This is a genomic window from Sphingomonas sp. PP-F2F-A104-K0414, from assembly GCF_004340945.1.
In the GTDB taxonomy this organism is placed as follows: domain Bacteria; phylum Pseudomonadota; class Alphaproteobacteria; order Sphingomonadales; family Sphingomonadaceae; genus Sphingomonas.
Genome location: NZ_SLYD01000002.1, coordinates 157,743 through 173,545, shown reverse-complemented (window position 1 = coordinate 173,545; position 15,803 = coordinate 157,743). Strand labels below are relative to the sequence as shown.

Genomic DNA, 15,803 nt, shown 5'->3' with positions numbered 1-15,803 from the left:
ACCCGATCTTCATTATCCTCGGATAGAGAGGGCGCAGTGACCACGCCCGTCTTCCTGACTATTGATACGGAGTTCGCGTGGCGGCATCACGTCGCCGGGCTCGATTGCGACGCGATTTACGCGCGGTCGCTTGAGCCGGCCGGCGTCGGGCTTGCCTATCAACTGGGCGAACTCGCGCGGCACGATCTGAAAGCGTGTTTCTTTGTCGATCCGATGCCCGGCATCACCTTCGGCCTGGCTCCCATTCGTCGCATGATCGAGACGATCCTAGACGCGGGGCAGGAGGTCCAGCTTCACCTTCACCCCAACTGGACGACCGCGAAAGCCGGTGACCGGGGTGTCGCGCACGACCGGTTCTCGCTGTTCGACTATAGCCTGGCCGAGCAGACCGATCTGCTCATGCGCGCCACCGAACTGCTGGTCGAGGCAGGAGCGCCGCATCCGATCGCCTTCCGCGCCGGCAGCTATGCCGCCAATGACGACACGTTGACCGCGCTCGCGGCACTCGGGTTCAGCTACGACAGCAGCCATAACGGCTCGGAAGCCCCGGGAATGAGCCGCATCTCGCTGCCTGCGCAGCAGATCTCCCCGGTCCGCCGTTCGCAGGACAAGGGCGTGATCGAAGTACCCGTCACCGTGATCGAGGATCGGCGCGACAAGATCCGCACCTTCCAGCTCTGCGCGCTGTCGGCTGGCGAGACCTATGACGCGCTGGAGCATGCCGCGGTGTCGGGGCATGCGGTGGTGACGATCGTCAGCCACGGCTTCGAACTGGCGAACCGGAGCGGCACGCGGCCCAACGCGGTCCATGTGCGGCGTTTCACGGCGTTGTGCGGAATGCTGTCGGAGATGCGCGAAGTGTTGCCGACGCATCATTTCGCGGATCGCCCGCCGCTCGCGCTCGACCGCGCGGATACGCCGCTCGCGCCCGATCAGTTGCGGACCCGCTGGCGGCAGGCCGAACAGCTCTGGTCGAACTGGGTCGAGGAACGGCCGCGATCGCGCGGGCTGTAGTGGCGGACGATGCGGTTCGACGCCTGCCGCTGAAGTTCCAGATCGGCGCGCGGACCCTCGCGACCATTCCCCGGCGCCTTGTGCGCGTGTCGTTTTCGCTCGATGCCGTGCTCGCGCCGATAGCACCGATCCTGCCGCCGCTGCCCGACGATGCCGATGGATATCTGGTGACGTCGTTGCCCGAACTGATGCTCGCCGGTCTCGATCGCCACGGCCTGCTCGCGTTCGTTCGGCAGCACTATGTGCGGTATCATATCGATCTTGCGGCGGGGGAGGCGGCGTGGCTCGCGGGATTGTCCGGCAGCGCAAGGTCGGGGATCAAGCGCAAGGCAAAGAAGCTCGCCGCAGCGAATGGCGGCGTGCTCGATATCCGGCGCTATCACGATGTAGCGGCGTTCGCCGACTTCCTCCCGCTCGCCCGCGCGGTGTCGGCGACGACGTATCAGGAGAAGCTGCTGGGATCGGGACTGCCCGACGATACGGCTTCGGTGCGCCATCTCGAATCGCTCGCGGCGCAGGACAGGGTGCGTGCCTGGCTGGCGTTCATTGCAGGCGTGCCGGTCGCGTATCTGTGCTGCACCGCCGACGGCGACTCGCTGTGTTACACCTATGTCGGGCATGATCCGGCGCATAACGACCTGTCGCCGGGCGTGGTTTTGCAGGTCGAGGCGATGCGCGCGCTGTTCGCGGAGAAGCGGTTCGCACGGTTCGACTTCACCGAGGGGGAAGGGCAGCACAAGCGGCAATTCTCGAACGGGGGGACGGCGTGCGTCGATGTGCTGCTGTTGCGGCCAACGCTGGCGAACCGCGTGACGGTGATGGCGTTGCGCGGGTTCGATAGTGCGATTGCGATGGCCAAACGCGCCGCAACGCATCCGGCGTTGGCCACGCTCGCAAAGAAGATCCGCCGCTGATCGTCTCCCCATCCTGAGGGAAAGAGGGGTGGAGACCTTTTTACACTCTCCCATGCGGAGCGGGGTATAGGACCAGCATGCACCTCCGCGCAGCCGCCATCGTCGTCGCCGTCCGCCAACACGGCGAGCACGGCGCGATCGTGCGCGCGCTCACCCGGAACGATGGCATCCAGCCCGGCTACGTCCGCGGCGGGCGATCGCGCGCGATGCGCCCGGTGCTGTTGCAGGCGAACGTCATCCAGGGTGAATGGCGGGCGCGCACCGGCGAGCAGCTCGCGTCGCTAACGGCTGAACTGATCCACAGCCGCGCGCAGATGCATGGCGAACCGCTCGGCGCCGGCGCGCTCGAATGGACCACCGCGCTGACGGCGGCGGCGCTGCCCGAAGCGCAGCCCTATCCGCAGATCCACGATGCGCTGGAGGGCGTACTCGGCGCGATCGAGGCAGCACCATCGGCGCGCGGCTGGGCGGCGGCGCTGGTCCGGTACGAATTATTGGTGCTCGCCGAACTCGGCTTCGGCCTTGATCTCGACCGCTGCGTCGCGAGCGGAATCGAAGAGGATCTCGGCTTCGTCAGTCCAAAGAGCGGCGCGGCCGTCTCGCGTGGGGCGGCGTTCGGCTATGAGGCCAAGCTGCTCAGATTGCCGCCCTTCCTTCTCACCGGTGGCGAAGCGGTTTGGCCGGATATCTTCGACGGCCTGCGGTTGACCGGCCATTTCCTGGCGCGCGACATCCTCGTCGACCGTCGCGCCGATCCGTTGGCGGCGCGCGACCGGCTGGTCGACCGTCTCAAAAGGGCGGTTGCGTGAGCGTGCCTCGCCCGGCAAGGGCCGCGCAGGAGGAACGCACATGCCCTTGATCGCGATACTGGCCGGCGACGGCATCGGACCCGAAGTCACCGCGGAAGCGCGGCGGGTGCTCGATACGCTCGGCCTCGACCTCACCTACGAAGAGGGTCTCGTCGGCGGCGCCGCGTACAAGGCCGTAGGCCATCCGCTTCCCGCCGAGACGCTCGACCTCGCCCGCCGTGCCGATGCGATCCTGTTCGGGGCGGTCGGCGATCCCGACTGCGATGCGCTCGAACGCCAGTTCCGCCCCGAGCAAGCCATTCTCGGCCTGCGCAAGGAGCTCGGGCTGTTCGCCAATTTGCGCCCGGCCAAGCTGTTCGCCGGCCTTGAGGACGCCTCCGCGCTTCGCCCCGAGATCGCCCGGTCGATCGACATGGTCATCGTCCGCGAACTGACCGGCGACGTGTATTTCGGCGCCAAGGGCATCCGCACCACCGCCGATGGCCTGCGCGAAGGCCATGACGAGATGCGCTACGACGAGGCCGAGATCGCGCGCATCGCCCGCGTCGGTTTCGAGACTGCACGGACCCGGAAGGGCAAGCTGCTATCGGTCGACAAGGCCAACGTGCTGGAGACCTCGCAGCTGTGGCGCGACGTCGTGATCGAGGTCTCGGCTGACTATCCCGATATCGAACTCAGCCACATGTACGTCGACAACGCGGCGATGCAGATGGTGCGCAACCCCGGCCAGTTCGACGTGATCGTCACAGGCAATCTGTTCGGCGACATCCTGTCCGACGAGGCGTCGATGTGCGCAGGCTCGATCGGCATGCTGCCGTCCGCCGCGCTGAACGACTCTAACAAGGGCATGTACGAGCCGATTCATGGGAGCGCACCCGATATCGCCGGGCAGGGCAAGGCCAATCCGTGCGCGGCGATCCTGTCCGCGGCGATGATGCTGCGCCACTCGCTCGATCTGCCCGAAGCGGCCGACCGGATCGAGGCAGCGGTCGCCGCGGCGATCCTGAAGGGCGCGCGCACGCCTGACCTCGGCGGCACGCTGTCGACCTCGGCGATGGGCGACGCCGTTCTCGCCGAACTCGGCTGAGCCTGTGATCGCCGACCTTCTCGAACTTGCGATCGTCATCCCGACGTTCAACGAGAAGGCCAACGTCCCGACGTTGATCGCCAAGCTCGATCAGGCGCTGGCCGGGCGTAACTGGGAGGCGATCTTCGTCGACGACGACAGTCCCGACGGCACCGCCGACGCCGCGCGCGAGATCGCCCGCCTCGACAAGCGGGTGCGCGTGATCCAGCGGATCGGTCGACGCGGGCTGTCGTCGGCGTGCATCGAGGGGATGTGCGCGACGGCGGCGCCGGTCGTCGCGGTGATCGACGGAGACCTCCAGCACGACGAGACGTTGCTGCCGGCGATGCTCGACCTGTTGAAGGACAGCGAGACCGACGTAGCGATCGGCTCGCGCTTCGTCAGCGGCGGCTGCACGGGCGAGTGGGACAGCGACCGCGTCGCCAAGTCGGCGCTCGCCACCCGGATGTCGCGCCGCGTGCTGAAATGCGATCTCAACGATCCGATGAGCGGCTTCTTCATGATCCGCACCGACATCGTCCGCCGCCTCGCGCCGTCGCTGTCCGCGATCGGCTTCAAGATCCTGCTCGACCTGCTCACCGCCTCGCCCACGCCGCTGCGCTTCGTCGAAGTGCCCTACACCTTCCGCTGCCGCACCGAAGGCGAAAGCAAGCTCGATCACGTCGTCGCGATGGAATATCTGATCGCGATCTACGACCGGATGTTCGGGCGGGTCGTGCCGGTGCGGTTCGCGATGTTCTCGGCGATCGGCGTGCTCGGCGTCGGCATCCACATGGCGGTGCTGACCGCGTTGTTCGTAGGGTTCGGCACGCACTTCCTGGTCGGCGAGATCGTCGCGACGCTCGCCGCGCTCACGTTAAACTTCTTCCTCAACAACGCGCTGACGTATCGTGACCGGCGCTTGAAGGGGTGGCGGCAATTGGTCGACGGCTGGGTGTCGTTCGCAGTGATCTGCTCGGTCGGTGCGGTCGCCAATGTTGGTATCGCCGCGTTCCTGTACGAGATGCGCGATGGCGCGTGGGCGGCGTCGGCGCTGATCGGCGTGCTGGTCGGCGCGGTGTGGAACTACGCGCTGTCCTCGAAATTTACCTGGGGGCGGTACTGAGCGAGGCACCCGGCCCGCTCTTCTCGCACCCGCAAGGCTTGTCATCCCCGCTCCCCCCCGGCAAAGCGGCGCGCATGAAGCGCAAGACCGGCCAGGATCGTTCGATCACCCAGAATTGGCGTCCCGCGACGCGCGCCATCCGCGGCGGCACCGCCCGCAGCGAATATGGCGAGACGTCGGAGGCGTTGTTCCTCACCTCGGGCTATTGCTACGACAAGGCGGGCGACGCCGCGGCGCGCTTTGCCGGCGAGCAGGAGGGGATGACCTATTCCCGCCTCCAGAACCCGACCGTGCAGATGCTCGAGGAGCGGATCGCGCTGCTCGAAGGCGCCGAGGCGTGCCGGACGATGGCGACGGGCATGGCGGCGATGACTGCCGCGCTGCTCTGCCAGCTTCAGACTGGCGATCACCTCGTTGGTGGCCGTGCGGCGTTCGGCTCGTGCCGCTGGCTCACCGACACGCTGCTGCCGAAGTTCGGGATCGCCACGACGATCGTCGATGCGCGCGATCCGCAGGCGTTTCTCGACGCGGTCCGCCCCGAAACGAAGGTGTTCTTCTTCGAGACGCCCGCCAACCCGACGATGGATATCGCCGGTTTGAAGGCGATCTGCGACATCGCGCGCGAGCGCGGCATCACGACGGTCGTCGACAACGCGTTCGCGACGCCCGCCTTGCAGCGGCCGATGGAGTTCGGCGCCGACGTCACGGCCTACAGCGCGACTAAGATGATGGACGGGCAGGGCCGCGTGCTCGCCGGCGCCGTTTGTGGCACCGAGGATTTCATTACCAACACGCTGCTGCCATTCACGCGCAACACCGGCCCGACGCTGTCGCCGTTCAACGCATGGGTGGTGCTGAAGGGCCTCGAGACGCTCGACCTGCGCATCCACCGCCAGTCCGAGAACGCGATGAAGGTCGGGCAATTCCTCGAAGGCCGCGTCCCTCGCGTGCTGCATCCCTTCTTGCCGAGCCATCCGCAGCATGAGCTCGCGATGCGCCAGATGGACGCGTGCGGACCGATCTTCGCGTTCGAGGTCGAGGGACGCGAGCAGGCACACGCACTGCTCGATGGTCTCGAACTGGTCGATATCTCGAACAACATCGGCGACTCGCGCTCGCTGATGACGCATCCGGCCTCGACCACGCACGCCAGCGTCTCGCCCGACAAGCAGATCGAGATGGGCGTGACGGAGGGGTTGTTGCGGATCAACGTCGGGCTGGAGGATGCGCAGGACGTGATCGATGACCTTGATCAGGCCTTGAGGCAGGCAGGATTGTGAAGGCGCTGTTCCCCAACGCGGCGACGACCGATGGGGTGACGGTGCGCGTGTCGGTCAGCTATCTGCCCGAACAGTCCGAGCCAGAGCGCGGCCGCTGGTTCTGGGCGTATCACATCCGGCTTGAGAACGAGGGCGACGAGACGGTCCAGTTGCTGACCCGCCACTGGGTGATCACCGACGGCCGCGGCGCGCGCCATTCGGTCGAGGGTGAAGGCGTGGTCGGCGAACAGCCGGTGATCGAGCCCGGCGCGAGCTTCGACTATGTCTCGGGCTGCCCACTGGCGACGCCGTCGGGCGCGATGCAGGGAAGCTACCGCATGGTCCGCGAGGACGGCGCGCTCTTCGACGTCGAGATCCCCCGCTTCTCCCTGTTCGCGCCTGCGGTGCTCAACTGATGCGCCGTGCACTCATGAGAAGCGCGCGCCTCGAAGACCTCCGTCGCCTGACCTCATTCCGTCACCCCAGCGAAAGCTGGGGTATCCCGGTTGGCGGTCGTCACGCCCGCCCCATGAATATCCCAGCTTTCGCTGGGATGACGGTTGGGGTGAAGCTGCTGGCAAAGGGGCCGGTTCAATGAAGCGCACGCATCTCCCGCTCAACGGCCTGCGCGTACTCGACGCGGCGGCGCGACATCTGTCGTTTACGCGTGCTGCGGACGAGCTGGCGGTGACGCCGGCGGCGGTGGGTCAGCAGATTCGCGCGCTGGAAGATACGCTTGGCGTCGTCCTGTTCCGCCGTACCACGCGCGGGCTTGAACTGACGCCTGAGGCTGAGGCCGGTCTCGGCGCACTCCGTGGCGGCTTCCTCCAGTTCGAGGAGGCCGTGCGCGCGATGCAGGCGGGGCAGTCGTCGAAATCGCTGACGATCGCAGCGCCGCGCGACCTGACCGAGAAATGGCTGATGCCGCGGCTCGCGCAGATCGCCGAGGCGGATCCCGAACTGCGGTTCGTGCTGATCACCGCCGACGAGAATGTCGACTTCACCGAAGCCAATCTCGACCTCGCGATCCGCTGGGGCGATGGTCCCGGCGAGCATGAGGGCGAAGCGCTCGAATCCGAAGGCATGGTTACGATCGCCAAGCCCGGCACCGACAGTGAGTCGGCGATCGCTTGGTCCGGAGAAGACGGCGTAGCGCTGGTCCGCGTAACGGATGCCGGACTCGCGATCGACGCGGCGGCGGCGGGGCTCGGTCGGGCGACCGTGCCCGAACTGCTCGCTCGCCGCGATCTCGCGCAGGCCCGCGTCCAGCTGATCGGCGAGTCGCAGCCGTCGAAGGGGGGGTACTGGCTCGTCGCCCCGCTCCCGCAGTGGCGCCAGAAGAAAGTCCGCGCGCTCGTGGATGCTCTGACCGCGTGAGGCAACCCGGACGCAGGCCACGGCGCGCCGGCGTATCGCCGGTGCTGAAGACGCGCCGGCTGCGACTGCGGCCGCTCGTCGAGGGCGACGCGACCGCGTTGCACCCGATGCTCGCGGATGCGGAGCTGATGGCCTATTCCGCCGACGGTCCCCTGGGTTCGGTCGACGACGTTCGCACCTACCTCGCCGAGGAAGCCGCGCCGGGCAACCAGCGCACCTGGGCGATCACCCGCACCGGCGACGACCGCGCGATCGGCTGGGTCTCGGGGAGCGAGGCCGATGGCGCGGGGGTTACCGAGATCGGCTTCATCCTGGCACGCGAAGCGTGGGGGCGTGGGATCGCGCGGGAGGCCGTATCGGCCGTGATCGATCGTTTGTTCGCAGAGGGGCGGAGCCGCGTATTCGCCGACGCGGATACCGAGAATACTGCGTCGATCTTGTTGTTGGAGCGGCTGGGCTTTCGCCGTGAACGGCTGTTGCGCGACGAATGGGAGACGCATTTGGGTCTGCGTGACAGCCTGATCTACGGGCTATGCGCCGATAGCTGGCAGGCGGCCGGGCGGGCTTAAATACCGCCGCCCTTCCCCCAGATTACACCACCCCGGCGGAGGCCGGGGCCCAGTTGGAAAGGTGGTCGTAACGGCGCGCTGCCCTCAATTAGCAACGTTCACCAACTTGGCCCCGGCCTTCGCCGGGGTGGTAGCAGAAAAGTTGGGCGCTCTCTCGGAAACGGCAGCTAAGCCTACCGCGCAGCCAGCAACGCCAGCGCTCGCCCCATCAGCCCCGCGAACCGCACCTCGTTCACGCTGTCATCCGCCCGATGCCAGTTCCCGGTCGCCGCATACCAGCGTCCGTCCTTCGCCTGCACCAGATAGTTCAGCGTCAGGACCCCAGGCTCGCCGCCACCCTTGAACCCGACATACCCAAACCGCTTGGCGATCGCCGGATCGACCCCCGCATTCACCGCCAGCACTGCCCGAGTCGTAGCATCCGCCCCGCGTAGCCGATCCATCAAGCCCGCCATTGCAGCCGGACTCGCAAACCACTCTACGCTGTCGATCGCCACCGGCTTCCCCGCGAACACCGTCGGATTCAGCTTGGCGGTGGAAATCTTCACCGCATTGTCGACCAGCAGCGCCCGCCGCTCGTCCACCGAGCCCGCGATCCACGCCTTGGTCAGTGCCGGATCGCCCTTGAGCGCGAACATTTCCCGCGTCGTCATCACCGGCACGCTACCACCTGCCGACGCGGCAATCGCATCGACCTTCGCGCGCCCGAGCGTCGTCAGCAGCGTATCCGTCGCGGTGTTGTCGCTGATCGAGATCATCAGAGTCGCCAGCGTCTGCACCGTCACCGGCGACTCCGCCGGCCAGGTCTGCAACACGCCCGACGGCAACGATGGCGCGCCGACCTTCACGACATCCGTCCAGTGACGCTCGTCCGCAGCCACCTGCCGCGCGAGCTCCGCCAGTACCCACAGCTTGAACGCCGACCCGAGCGGTGCGGCGATATCAGCTCGGTATTCGAGGATCGGCGCAGGCTTGCCCGCGCCAAGCGCATACAGCCCGAACCCGATGGCCCCAGGTAGTGCGCGAAATTCCGCTTCGACCTTCGCGAGGCTGTCGTCGCGCGCGCCTGTGCCGGTGATCAGCAACCCAGTGGCGGCATGCGGCGCTGCCGGATCGAGCGCCAAGCGGACGCTCGCCGTTCCGCGCGCATAGCCGACGATCAGATTGGCGCTCCACGCCGACGTCGCCGTCAACGACTCGATCCTTTCCGGCGCGCCGAGTGTCACCTTCAGCTTTTCGACGATCGTCGCGAACTGCGCCTTCGGCACCTTCTCGCGGAAGCTCGCGGCGAAATACGCGTCATACGCGCCACGCCCGTCGAGGATCGCGACCAGCGCATCCGCCTTCGCCCGCAGCACCGGATCCGCCACCGCACCCTGCGCCACCGCACCAACCGGCAACAACGCCACCGCCAACGCCATCAGCCAGAGCGCGAGCCTGTGCATCAGTTCTTCAGCTTCCAACCGCTCTTCAGCAACCGGTAGCAGAGCGTCGCCAGCACCACGTCGATCACCAGGATCACGATCCCGCCGATCATCACCGGCGAGTCGGCAATTCCCAGGAACCCGTATCGGAACCCCGAGATTATGTAGAAGAACGGGTTGGCATGGCTGAATGCGCGGAACGCGGGCGCGAGCTTGTCGACCGAATAGAACGTCCCCGACAACAGCGACAGCGGCGCGATCACGAAGTTGGTGACCGCGGCGGCATGATCGAACTTGTCCGCCCAAATCGATGTCAGCACGCCGAGCAACGCGAGGAACACCGCGCCCAGCAGCCCGAACCAAATGATCGCCAGCGGCGCGTGCGGCGTTACGTGCACGCCCGGATACAGCGCCATCGCCGCCCACACGACGATCCCGACGATCACTGCGCGTGTCACGGCACCGCCGACCAGCGCGGCCAGCAGTTCACCCGTCGACAAGGGTGGCTGGAGATAGTCGACGATCGTGCCCTGCATCTTGCCGACCAGCAGCGAGAAGCTCGCATTGGCGAACGCCGGCCCCATCATGCCCTGCGCGATGATCAGCCCCGGCGCGATGAAATCGGCGAACGCGACGATCTGGCCGTCGACCGGCACCGGGCTTTTAGCGCCGGTCGCGATGGTGAAGACGATCAGAAACAGGAGGGTGGTGATCGCCGGCGCCCACACCGTCTGAAGCTGCACCTTGAAGAACCGGCGCACCTCCTTGATATAGAGGGTTCGCAATCCCTCCCAGTTCACGCTCTTTATGACGGGAACGCCGGGGGCGGAATGCACCGCCGAATGGATTTCACCGATTGGGGGCTGGCTGCTCATAGGCGTTGCGGGTAATCGCTGCCGCTGCCGCCCGCAACCCGGCTGAGCAAGACTAAGGAACGAACATGTCCTGGACCGACGAGCGCATCGAGACGCTCAAGACGATGTGGGAGGCGGGGCAGACCGCCAGCCAGATCGCCGAAGCACTGGGTGGCGTCAGCCGCAACGCCGTCATCGGCAAGGCCCACCGCCTCGAGCTGCAGGCGCGCCCGTCGCCGGTGAAGCCTAACGATCCCGAGGCGAAGGCGGCAGCTGCGGCTGCAGAGGCGTCGGCAGCGGTCGTGGCGGACGTGGCCGAACCGGTGGCAGAGCCAGAGGTCGAGGCGCCCAAGCCCGCACCGGTCGCGCCGCCGGTCGTCGCTGCGCCAAAGCCGGCCGCACCGGTAGCGGCCGAGCCCGTCGCGGACGAGCCCGAGGATGATGAGGACGAAGACGAGGAGGAGGTTGCTCCGGCCGTCGTCGCCCCCGTCCGTGCGCCGCAGCCGATCCTGCGTTCGGTCGGCCCCGGTGGCTTCCTTCGTCAGGCTCCCGGTGAGCAGCAGCCACCGAGCACGCCGGCGCCGCCGCGTCGTCTGGTGCCCGCCAAGCCGTCGCCCGAAATGGCGAACAAGACGAGCCTGCTCGAACTGAACGACCGGATCTGCAAATGGCCGCTTGGTCATCCGGGCGAGCCCGACTTCCACTTCTGCGGCAAGGCGGTGAACCCGGGCTTCCCGTATTGCGTCGATCACTGCGGCCATGCGTACCAGGCGCAGCTGCCGCGTCGCGATCGCCGTCCGACTCCGCCGCTGCCATTCGGCGGTCCGCGGCCGAGGTGAGGCGCAGGGCGGCCTGCGCCAATTTGGCGCAGGACTCGCCCAAGCCCGGCCGGCGCGGCTTGTCCGCGTCCGACGACATGGGCTTTGCCCATGGCTAGCGTGATACAGAAAAGGCCGTTTCCTCGCGCGAGGAAGCGGCCTTTTTCCAAATTGCCACCCCACCCCGGCGAAGGCCGGGGCCCAGTTGGAAAGCTCTCGGTAACTGAGCGCCGCTCGCTTTTAGCAGCATTGCCCAACTGGGCCCCGGCCTCCGCCGGGGTGGCGCTTCTTGCAGCTCAACGCGTCTTCCGCCCCTTCCTTGTTCTCCCGCGATGGCGGGAGCCCAGACTGGGTCCCCGCCTTCGCGGGGAAACAATATGGGCCGCTTCCCCGTGTGAGGAAGCGGCCTTTTTCATGTCACGCTAGCCATGGGCAAAGCCCATGTCGTCGGACGCGGCGAGCCGCGCCGGCCGGGCTTGGGCGTGTCCTGCACCAGCTTGGTGCAGGCCGCCCTTCGCCTCAGAACCTAAACGCAGCCGTGGCGCGCAGGCTGTGCCAACGGAAGTCCTGCGAGTCGCGACGGAAGTCGGTGCCCGCTGCGTTGCCACGCGTGAACGGACCGCCGGTCGGGCCGCCCGAGGCGCGGACGCGGTAGTCGTTGTCCTGATACTGGTGATACTGATATTCCAGACCGACCGAGAAGTTGCGACCCAGCTTCTGCTCGATGCCGCCGCCACCGACGATGCCCCATTCCTTGCTGCCACCGTTGGTGATGAAGGTGTTGGCGGTGTTGCCGGTCGTGAAGCTGTTGTCGATGTTGGCATAGCCGACGCCGAACGTGCCGTAGAACAGCGTCGTGTTCGCCGCATAGCCCAGGCGGCCGCGTGCCGATGCTTCCCATTTCAGGTCGCGCGTCATCGTGTAGAAGGCGGGCGTGGTGCTGAAGGCGGTGACGCTGTCGCTGATCTCGTTCTTGCCGAACTCGCCGACCACGCCGACGACGATGTTGCCGCGCTGGTAATCCGCGCCGACCCGTGCCGAATAGCCGATGCCGTCTTTGTCGCTACGGCAACCACGACCACCAGCGGCGGGCGCGGTGTTGCTGGTCGCGCGACCGTTGCAGAAGCCCGGCGAGAACGCGTTGGCGGCGGTCGCAGTCGAGATGGTGTCGCCGAAGACGCCATCCAGATTGCGATCGAATGCGATCGTCTCGCCATTGTCGTTGGGCTGCACGTCATAGCCGAACGAGCCGCCGACATAGACTCCGCTGAACGGCGCATCGTCGGTCATGTCCTGTGCAGCGGCAGGTGCTGCGAAACCCAAAGCGGCAACGCCTGCAAGCGCCACCATCATCGTCTTAGTCATATTCACTCCCGGAAACTTCATGACAGGTTTTTCATAAACGGCTGATCGGGGAAAATTATGCAGCAAGCATAACAATCTGCGGCAATGTGGCTTTCCAGTAACAGGGAGAACAAACAGAGCCTGTGGCTTTGTCCAACGCGTCCGGCTACGCTCTCGCCATGGCTGAAGATCTGTTCGCGTCCCCGGGCGCACCCGGCGTCGGCAAACCCGCCGCCAATACCTATGACGCCTCCTCGATCGAGGTCCTCGAAGGGCTCGAACCCGTCCGCCGCCGCCCCGGCATGTATGTCGGCGGCACCGACGAGCGCGCACTGCACCACCTCGCCGCCGAAGTGCTCGACAACGCGATGGACGAGGCGGTCGCCGGCCACGCGACCCGGATCGAAGTCACGCTGGAGGCGAACAACCGCCTGACGATCGTCGACAACGGCCGCGGCATTCCGGTCGATCCGCATCCGAAATTCCCCGACAAGTCGGCGCTGGAGGTGATCCTCTCGACGCTCCACTCGGGCGGAAAGTTCGCGGGCAAGGCGTACGCGACCTCGGGCGGGCTCCACGGCGTCGGCATTAGCGTCGTCAACGCGCTCTCGTCCGACACCGTCGTCGAGGTCGCGCGTGATCGGCAGCTCTACCGCCAGCGCTTCGCCAAGGGCCAGACGCTAGGCCCGATCGAGCATCTCGGCCCGACGCCGAACCGCCGCGGTACCAGCGTCGCGTTCACGCCCGACACCGAGATCTTCGGCAGCGAACTGAACTTCAAGCCACAGCGCCTCTACAAGCTCGTCCGGTCGAAGGCGTATCTCTTCGCTGGCGTCGAAATCCGCTGGCACTGCGCGCCCGACCTGATCGGCGACGATACGCCAGCACAGGCCGTGTTCCAGTTCCCCGGCGGCCTCGCCGACCATCTCCGCGACCAGATCGCCGGCCGCGAATGCGCGACGTCGGACTTCTTCTCGGGCTCGCAGGATTTCCCGAGCGCGAACGGCGAGACGCAGGGCCGCGTCGAATGGGCGGTCGCGTGGCCGTTATGGAGCGATGGTTCGTACAGCTGGTATTGCAACACCATCCCGACCCCCGATGGCGGCACGCACGAACAGGGCCTTCGCCAGGCGCTGGTCCGCGGCCTGCGCGCGTTCGGCGATCTCGTCGGCAACAAGAAGACCAAGGATATCAGCGCGGACGACGTCATGGTCGGCAGCGAGCTGATGCTGTCGGTGTTCATCCGCGAACCGCAATTCCAGAGTCAGACCAAGGATCGCCTGACCAGCCCTGAGGCCGCCGGCCTCGTCGAGAAGGCGGTGCGCGATCATTTCGACCATTTCCTCAGCCACAACATGGAGCGCGGCAAGGCGCTGCTGAACTATGTGCTGGAGCGGATGGACGAACGCCTGCGCCGCAAGCAGGAACGCGACGTCAAGCGTAAGACCGCCACTTCCGCGCGGAAGCTGCGCCTGCCGGGTAAGCTCACCGACTGCTCCGCCAACTCGCCCGAAGGCACAGAACTCTTCATCGTCGAGGGCGATTCGGCAGGTGGCTCGGCCAAGCAGGCGCGCGACCGAAAAACGCAGGCGATCCTCCCGATCCGCGGGAAAATCCTCAACGTCGCATCCGCCACCAGCGCGAAGATCTTCGCCAACCAGGAAATCGCCGACCTGACGTTGGCACTGGGCTGTGGCACCCGGAAGGACTGCACGCCGGATACGCTCCGCTACGAACGCATCGTCATCATGACCGACGCAGACGTGGATGGGGCCCACATCGCGACGCTGCTGATGACGTTCTTCTTCCAGGAGATGCCCGAACTCGTCCGCCGCGGGCACCTCTACCTCGCGCAACCGCCGCTCTACCGCCTGACCGTCGGCACCAAGAGCATCTACGCGAGAGACGACGCGCACCGCGCCGAACTCGAACGCACGGTGTTCAAGGGCAAGAAGGTCGATGTCGGCCGCTTCAAGGGCCTCGGCGAGATGAACCCGAGCCAACTCCGCGAAACCACGATGGATCCCGCCACCCGCGGCATGCTCCGCATCACGCTCCCACAGGAATATGAAGAGCGCGCGCAGGTGAAGGACCTGGTCGACCGCCTGATGGGCAACAACCCCGCCCACCGCTTCGCCTTCATCCAGGAGAACGCCGGCCGCATGGACGAGGAAGCAATCGACGCCTGAGGCAAGGCTCGTGGTGCGTTGGGCTCGCGCGCACCTAACGTCACGGCCCAAGCGCAATCGAGGTCTGCGAGCCAGCGATAGCCCGCAGACGGCAAAAGTCACTGTCTGTAGGCGATCAGCGTCGAGGTCTTGCCGTATTTGATGTCGTTGACGTCCATCGTCATTTTCTTGCCGTCGGGCGAGATCGTCATGACGTATTTGCCGATCACCTTGCCGTCGAGATAGTCGGTCTCATGCAGCGTGTTGAGATCGGATTGCCGTAGCGACACCGTCGTCCAGCCGGCATCGCCGACGACCGCGACCGACGGGCCGCCCGTCGTCGCCACGTACGATGTCCCGGTCGGCGTCGAATAGGTCACGACCTTGCCGGTCTTCGCGAAGGTGAAGACGAGGCCGCTGTCGGACACTTGGGTCTGGTTCGTCTGCAGCCATGACCCCGATGCCGCGTGCGACCCGGACGGGCCCGCTGCGACGCGCTCGCTGATGGTCGTGCCGGTGATCGGGATCCCGTTCGGTGCGCTGGTGTCGTTGAACACCGTCGAGATCGAGCTGTTGTCGGCGGACAGCGTCGCGGTGGCGTCGCTCATCGGCTTGCCGCCTTTGCTCGTCGCATATTTGACGATCGCCGGATCGACGACGGTGACCGACATCGCGTCATAATAGGCGTGGCCGGTGACCGGATGAAGCGCACCATCGGCGGCGATCTTGACCACCGGAATGCAGGTCGAACAGGTATAAAACCCGTTCTCGATCAATGCGACCGAAGGTTTAGTCGAAAGTTCGCTCTCCTTGATGTCGCCTTTCCAAGTTCCGGTGAAGACGTCCTTGGCATAGGCCGGTGATGTCGTGGCAAGCATAAGTGCGATGCATGGTAGTAACCTGGACATGGTTCTCTCCCCTATAGTGCGGCGGGGCGATCCGAATCGAACCAAAGCGCACAGGATCCTGGCACCACGTCTTGCCGATCATGCGCCTATTCGCGTGCCTATTCCAGTGAATGCCGCAAGCGCAGCGGCGAATCATCGGGATCGGCCATGTCG

General features: G+C 66.2%; 15 protein-coding genes. 11 read left to right on the top strand and 4 right to left on the bottom strand.

Translation table 11 applies throughout. From position 1 onward, the window contains the following. Window positions 1-36: 36 nt before the first annotated feature. From C8J46_RS05010 to C8J46_RS04970, 9 genes are all read left to right on the top strand, one after another. Window positions 37-1,014 (top strand): polysaccharide deacetylase, encoded by a 978-nt coding sequence (locus tag C8J46_RS05010; protein WP_132735783.1) that lies wholly within the window; start codon window positions 37-39, stop codon window positions 1,012-1,014. Next, window positions 1,014-1,928 (top strand): GNAT family N-acetyltransferase, encoded by a 915-nt coding sequence (locus C8J46_RS05005; protein WP_243643224.1) that lies wholly within the window; start codon window positions 1,014-1,016, stop codon window positions 1,926-1,928. The genes C8J46_RS05010 and C8J46_RS05005 overlap by 1 nt, the downstream gene beginning before the upstream one ends. Window positions 1,929-2,005: 77 nt before the next feature. Then, window positions 2,006-2,737, top strand: a complete 732-nt coding sequence (gene recO, locus C8J46_RS05000; protein ID WP_132735780.1) for a DNA repair protein RecO — start codon at window positions 2,006-2,008, stop codon at window positions 2,735-2,737. 40 nt (window positions 2,738-2,777) lie between these two features. After that, on the top strand, window positions 2,778-3,824 hold the full coding sequence (gene leuB / locus C8J46_RS04995; RefSeq protein WP_132735778.1) for a 3-isopropylmalate dehydrogenase: 1,047 nt from the start codon (window positions 2,778-2,780) through the stop codon (window positions 3,822-3,824). 7 nt (window positions 3,825-3,831) lie between these two features. Further along, a complete protein-coding gene (locus C8J46_RS04990; RefSeq protein ID WP_132736837.1) occupies window positions 3,832-4,929 on the top strand; it encodes a glycosyltransferase family 2 protein in 1,098 nt (365 codons plus the stop codon). A 74-nt stretch (window positions 4,930-5,003) separates the two neighbouring features. Continuing rightward, window positions 5,004-6,209 (top strand): aminotransferase class I/II-fold pyridoxal phosphate-dependent enzyme, encoded by a 1,206-nt coding sequence (locus tag C8J46_RS04985; protein WP_132735775.1) that lies wholly within the window; start codon window positions 5,004-5,006, stop codon window positions 6,207-6,209. Beyond that, window positions 6,206-6,604 carry a Co2+/Mg2+ efflux protein ApaG gene (gene apaG, locus C8J46_RS04980; protein WP_132735772.1) on the top strand — a complete coding sequence of 133 codons (399 nt, stop codon included), beginning with the start codon at window positions 6,206-6,208 and terminating at the stop codon, window positions 6,602-6,604. The genes C8J46_RS04985 and apaG overlap by 4 nt, the downstream gene beginning before the upstream one ends. Window positions 6,605-6,782: 178 nt before the next feature. Next, window positions 6,783-7,565, top strand: coding sequence for a LysR family transcriptional regulator (locus C8J46_RS04975; RefSeq protein ID WP_132735770.1), 783 nt, complete (start codon window positions 6,783-6,785; stop codon window positions 7,563-7,565). Window positions 7,566-7,606: 41 nt separating this feature from the next. Next, window positions 7,607-8,134 (top strand): GNAT family N-acetyltransferase, encoded by a 528-nt coding sequence (locus tag C8J46_RS04970; RefSeq protein ID WP_243643223.1) that lies wholly within the window; start codon window positions 7,607-7,609, stop codon window positions 8,132-8,134. Between the two features lie 173 nt (window positions 8,135-8,307). Here the strand turns inward: C8J46_RS04970 and C8J46_RS04965 are convergent, their stop codons facing one another. Together C8J46_RS04965 and C8J46_RS04960 are read right to left on the bottom strand one after the other, a co-directional pair. After that, a complete protein-coding gene (locus C8J46_RS04965; protein ID WP_132735764.1) occupies window positions 8,308-9,579 on the bottom strand; it encodes a serine hydrolase in 1,272 nt (423 codons plus the stop codon). Further along, window positions 9,579-10,433 (bottom strand): ABC transporter permease, encoded by an 855-nt coding sequence (locus C8J46_RS04960; protein ID WP_132735762.1) that lies wholly within the window; start codon window positions 10,431-10,433, stop codon window positions 9,579-9,581. The genes C8J46_RS04965 and C8J46_RS04960 overlap by 1 nt, the downstream gene beginning before the upstream one ends. Before the next feature lie 65 nt (window positions 10,434-10,498). Here C8J46_RS04960 and C8J46_RS04955 point away from each other — a divergent pair, with 65 nt between their 5' ends. Further along, a complete protein-coding gene (locus tag C8J46_RS04955; RefSeq protein ID WP_132735759.1) occupies window positions 10,499-11,251 on the top strand; it encodes a GcrA family cell cycle regulator in 753 nt (250 codons plus the stop codon). A 498-nt stretch (window positions 11,252-11,749) separates the two neighbouring features. Here the strand turns inward: C8J46_RS04955 and C8J46_RS04950 are convergent, their stop codons facing one another. Continuing rightward, entirely contained in the window at window positions 11,750-12,595 is an 846-nt protein-coding gene (locus tag C8J46_RS04950; RefSeq protein WP_132735757.1) for an outer membrane beta-barrel protein, read from the bottom strand. A gap of 158 nt (window positions 12,596-12,753) precedes the next feature. Between C8J46_RS04950 and parE the strand changes: the two genes are divergently transcribed. Beyond that, window positions 12,754-14,763: a DNA topoisomerase IV subunit B gene (gene parE / locus C8J46_RS04945; RefSeq protein ID WP_132735754.1), complete on the top strand. Its 2,010-nt coding sequence runs from the start codon at window positions 12,754-12,756 to the stop codon at window positions 14,761-14,763. 98 nt (window positions 14,764-14,861) lie between these two features. On the opposite strand, the gene C8J46_RS04940 is transcribed toward parE, so the two are convergent. Further along, window positions 14,862-15,650: a hypothetical protein gene (locus C8J46_RS04940; RefSeq protein ID WP_132735752.1), complete on the bottom strand. Its 789-nt coding sequence runs from the start codon at window positions 15,648-15,650 to the stop codon at window positions 14,862-14,864. Window positions 15,651-15,803 lie beyond the last annotated feature (153 nt).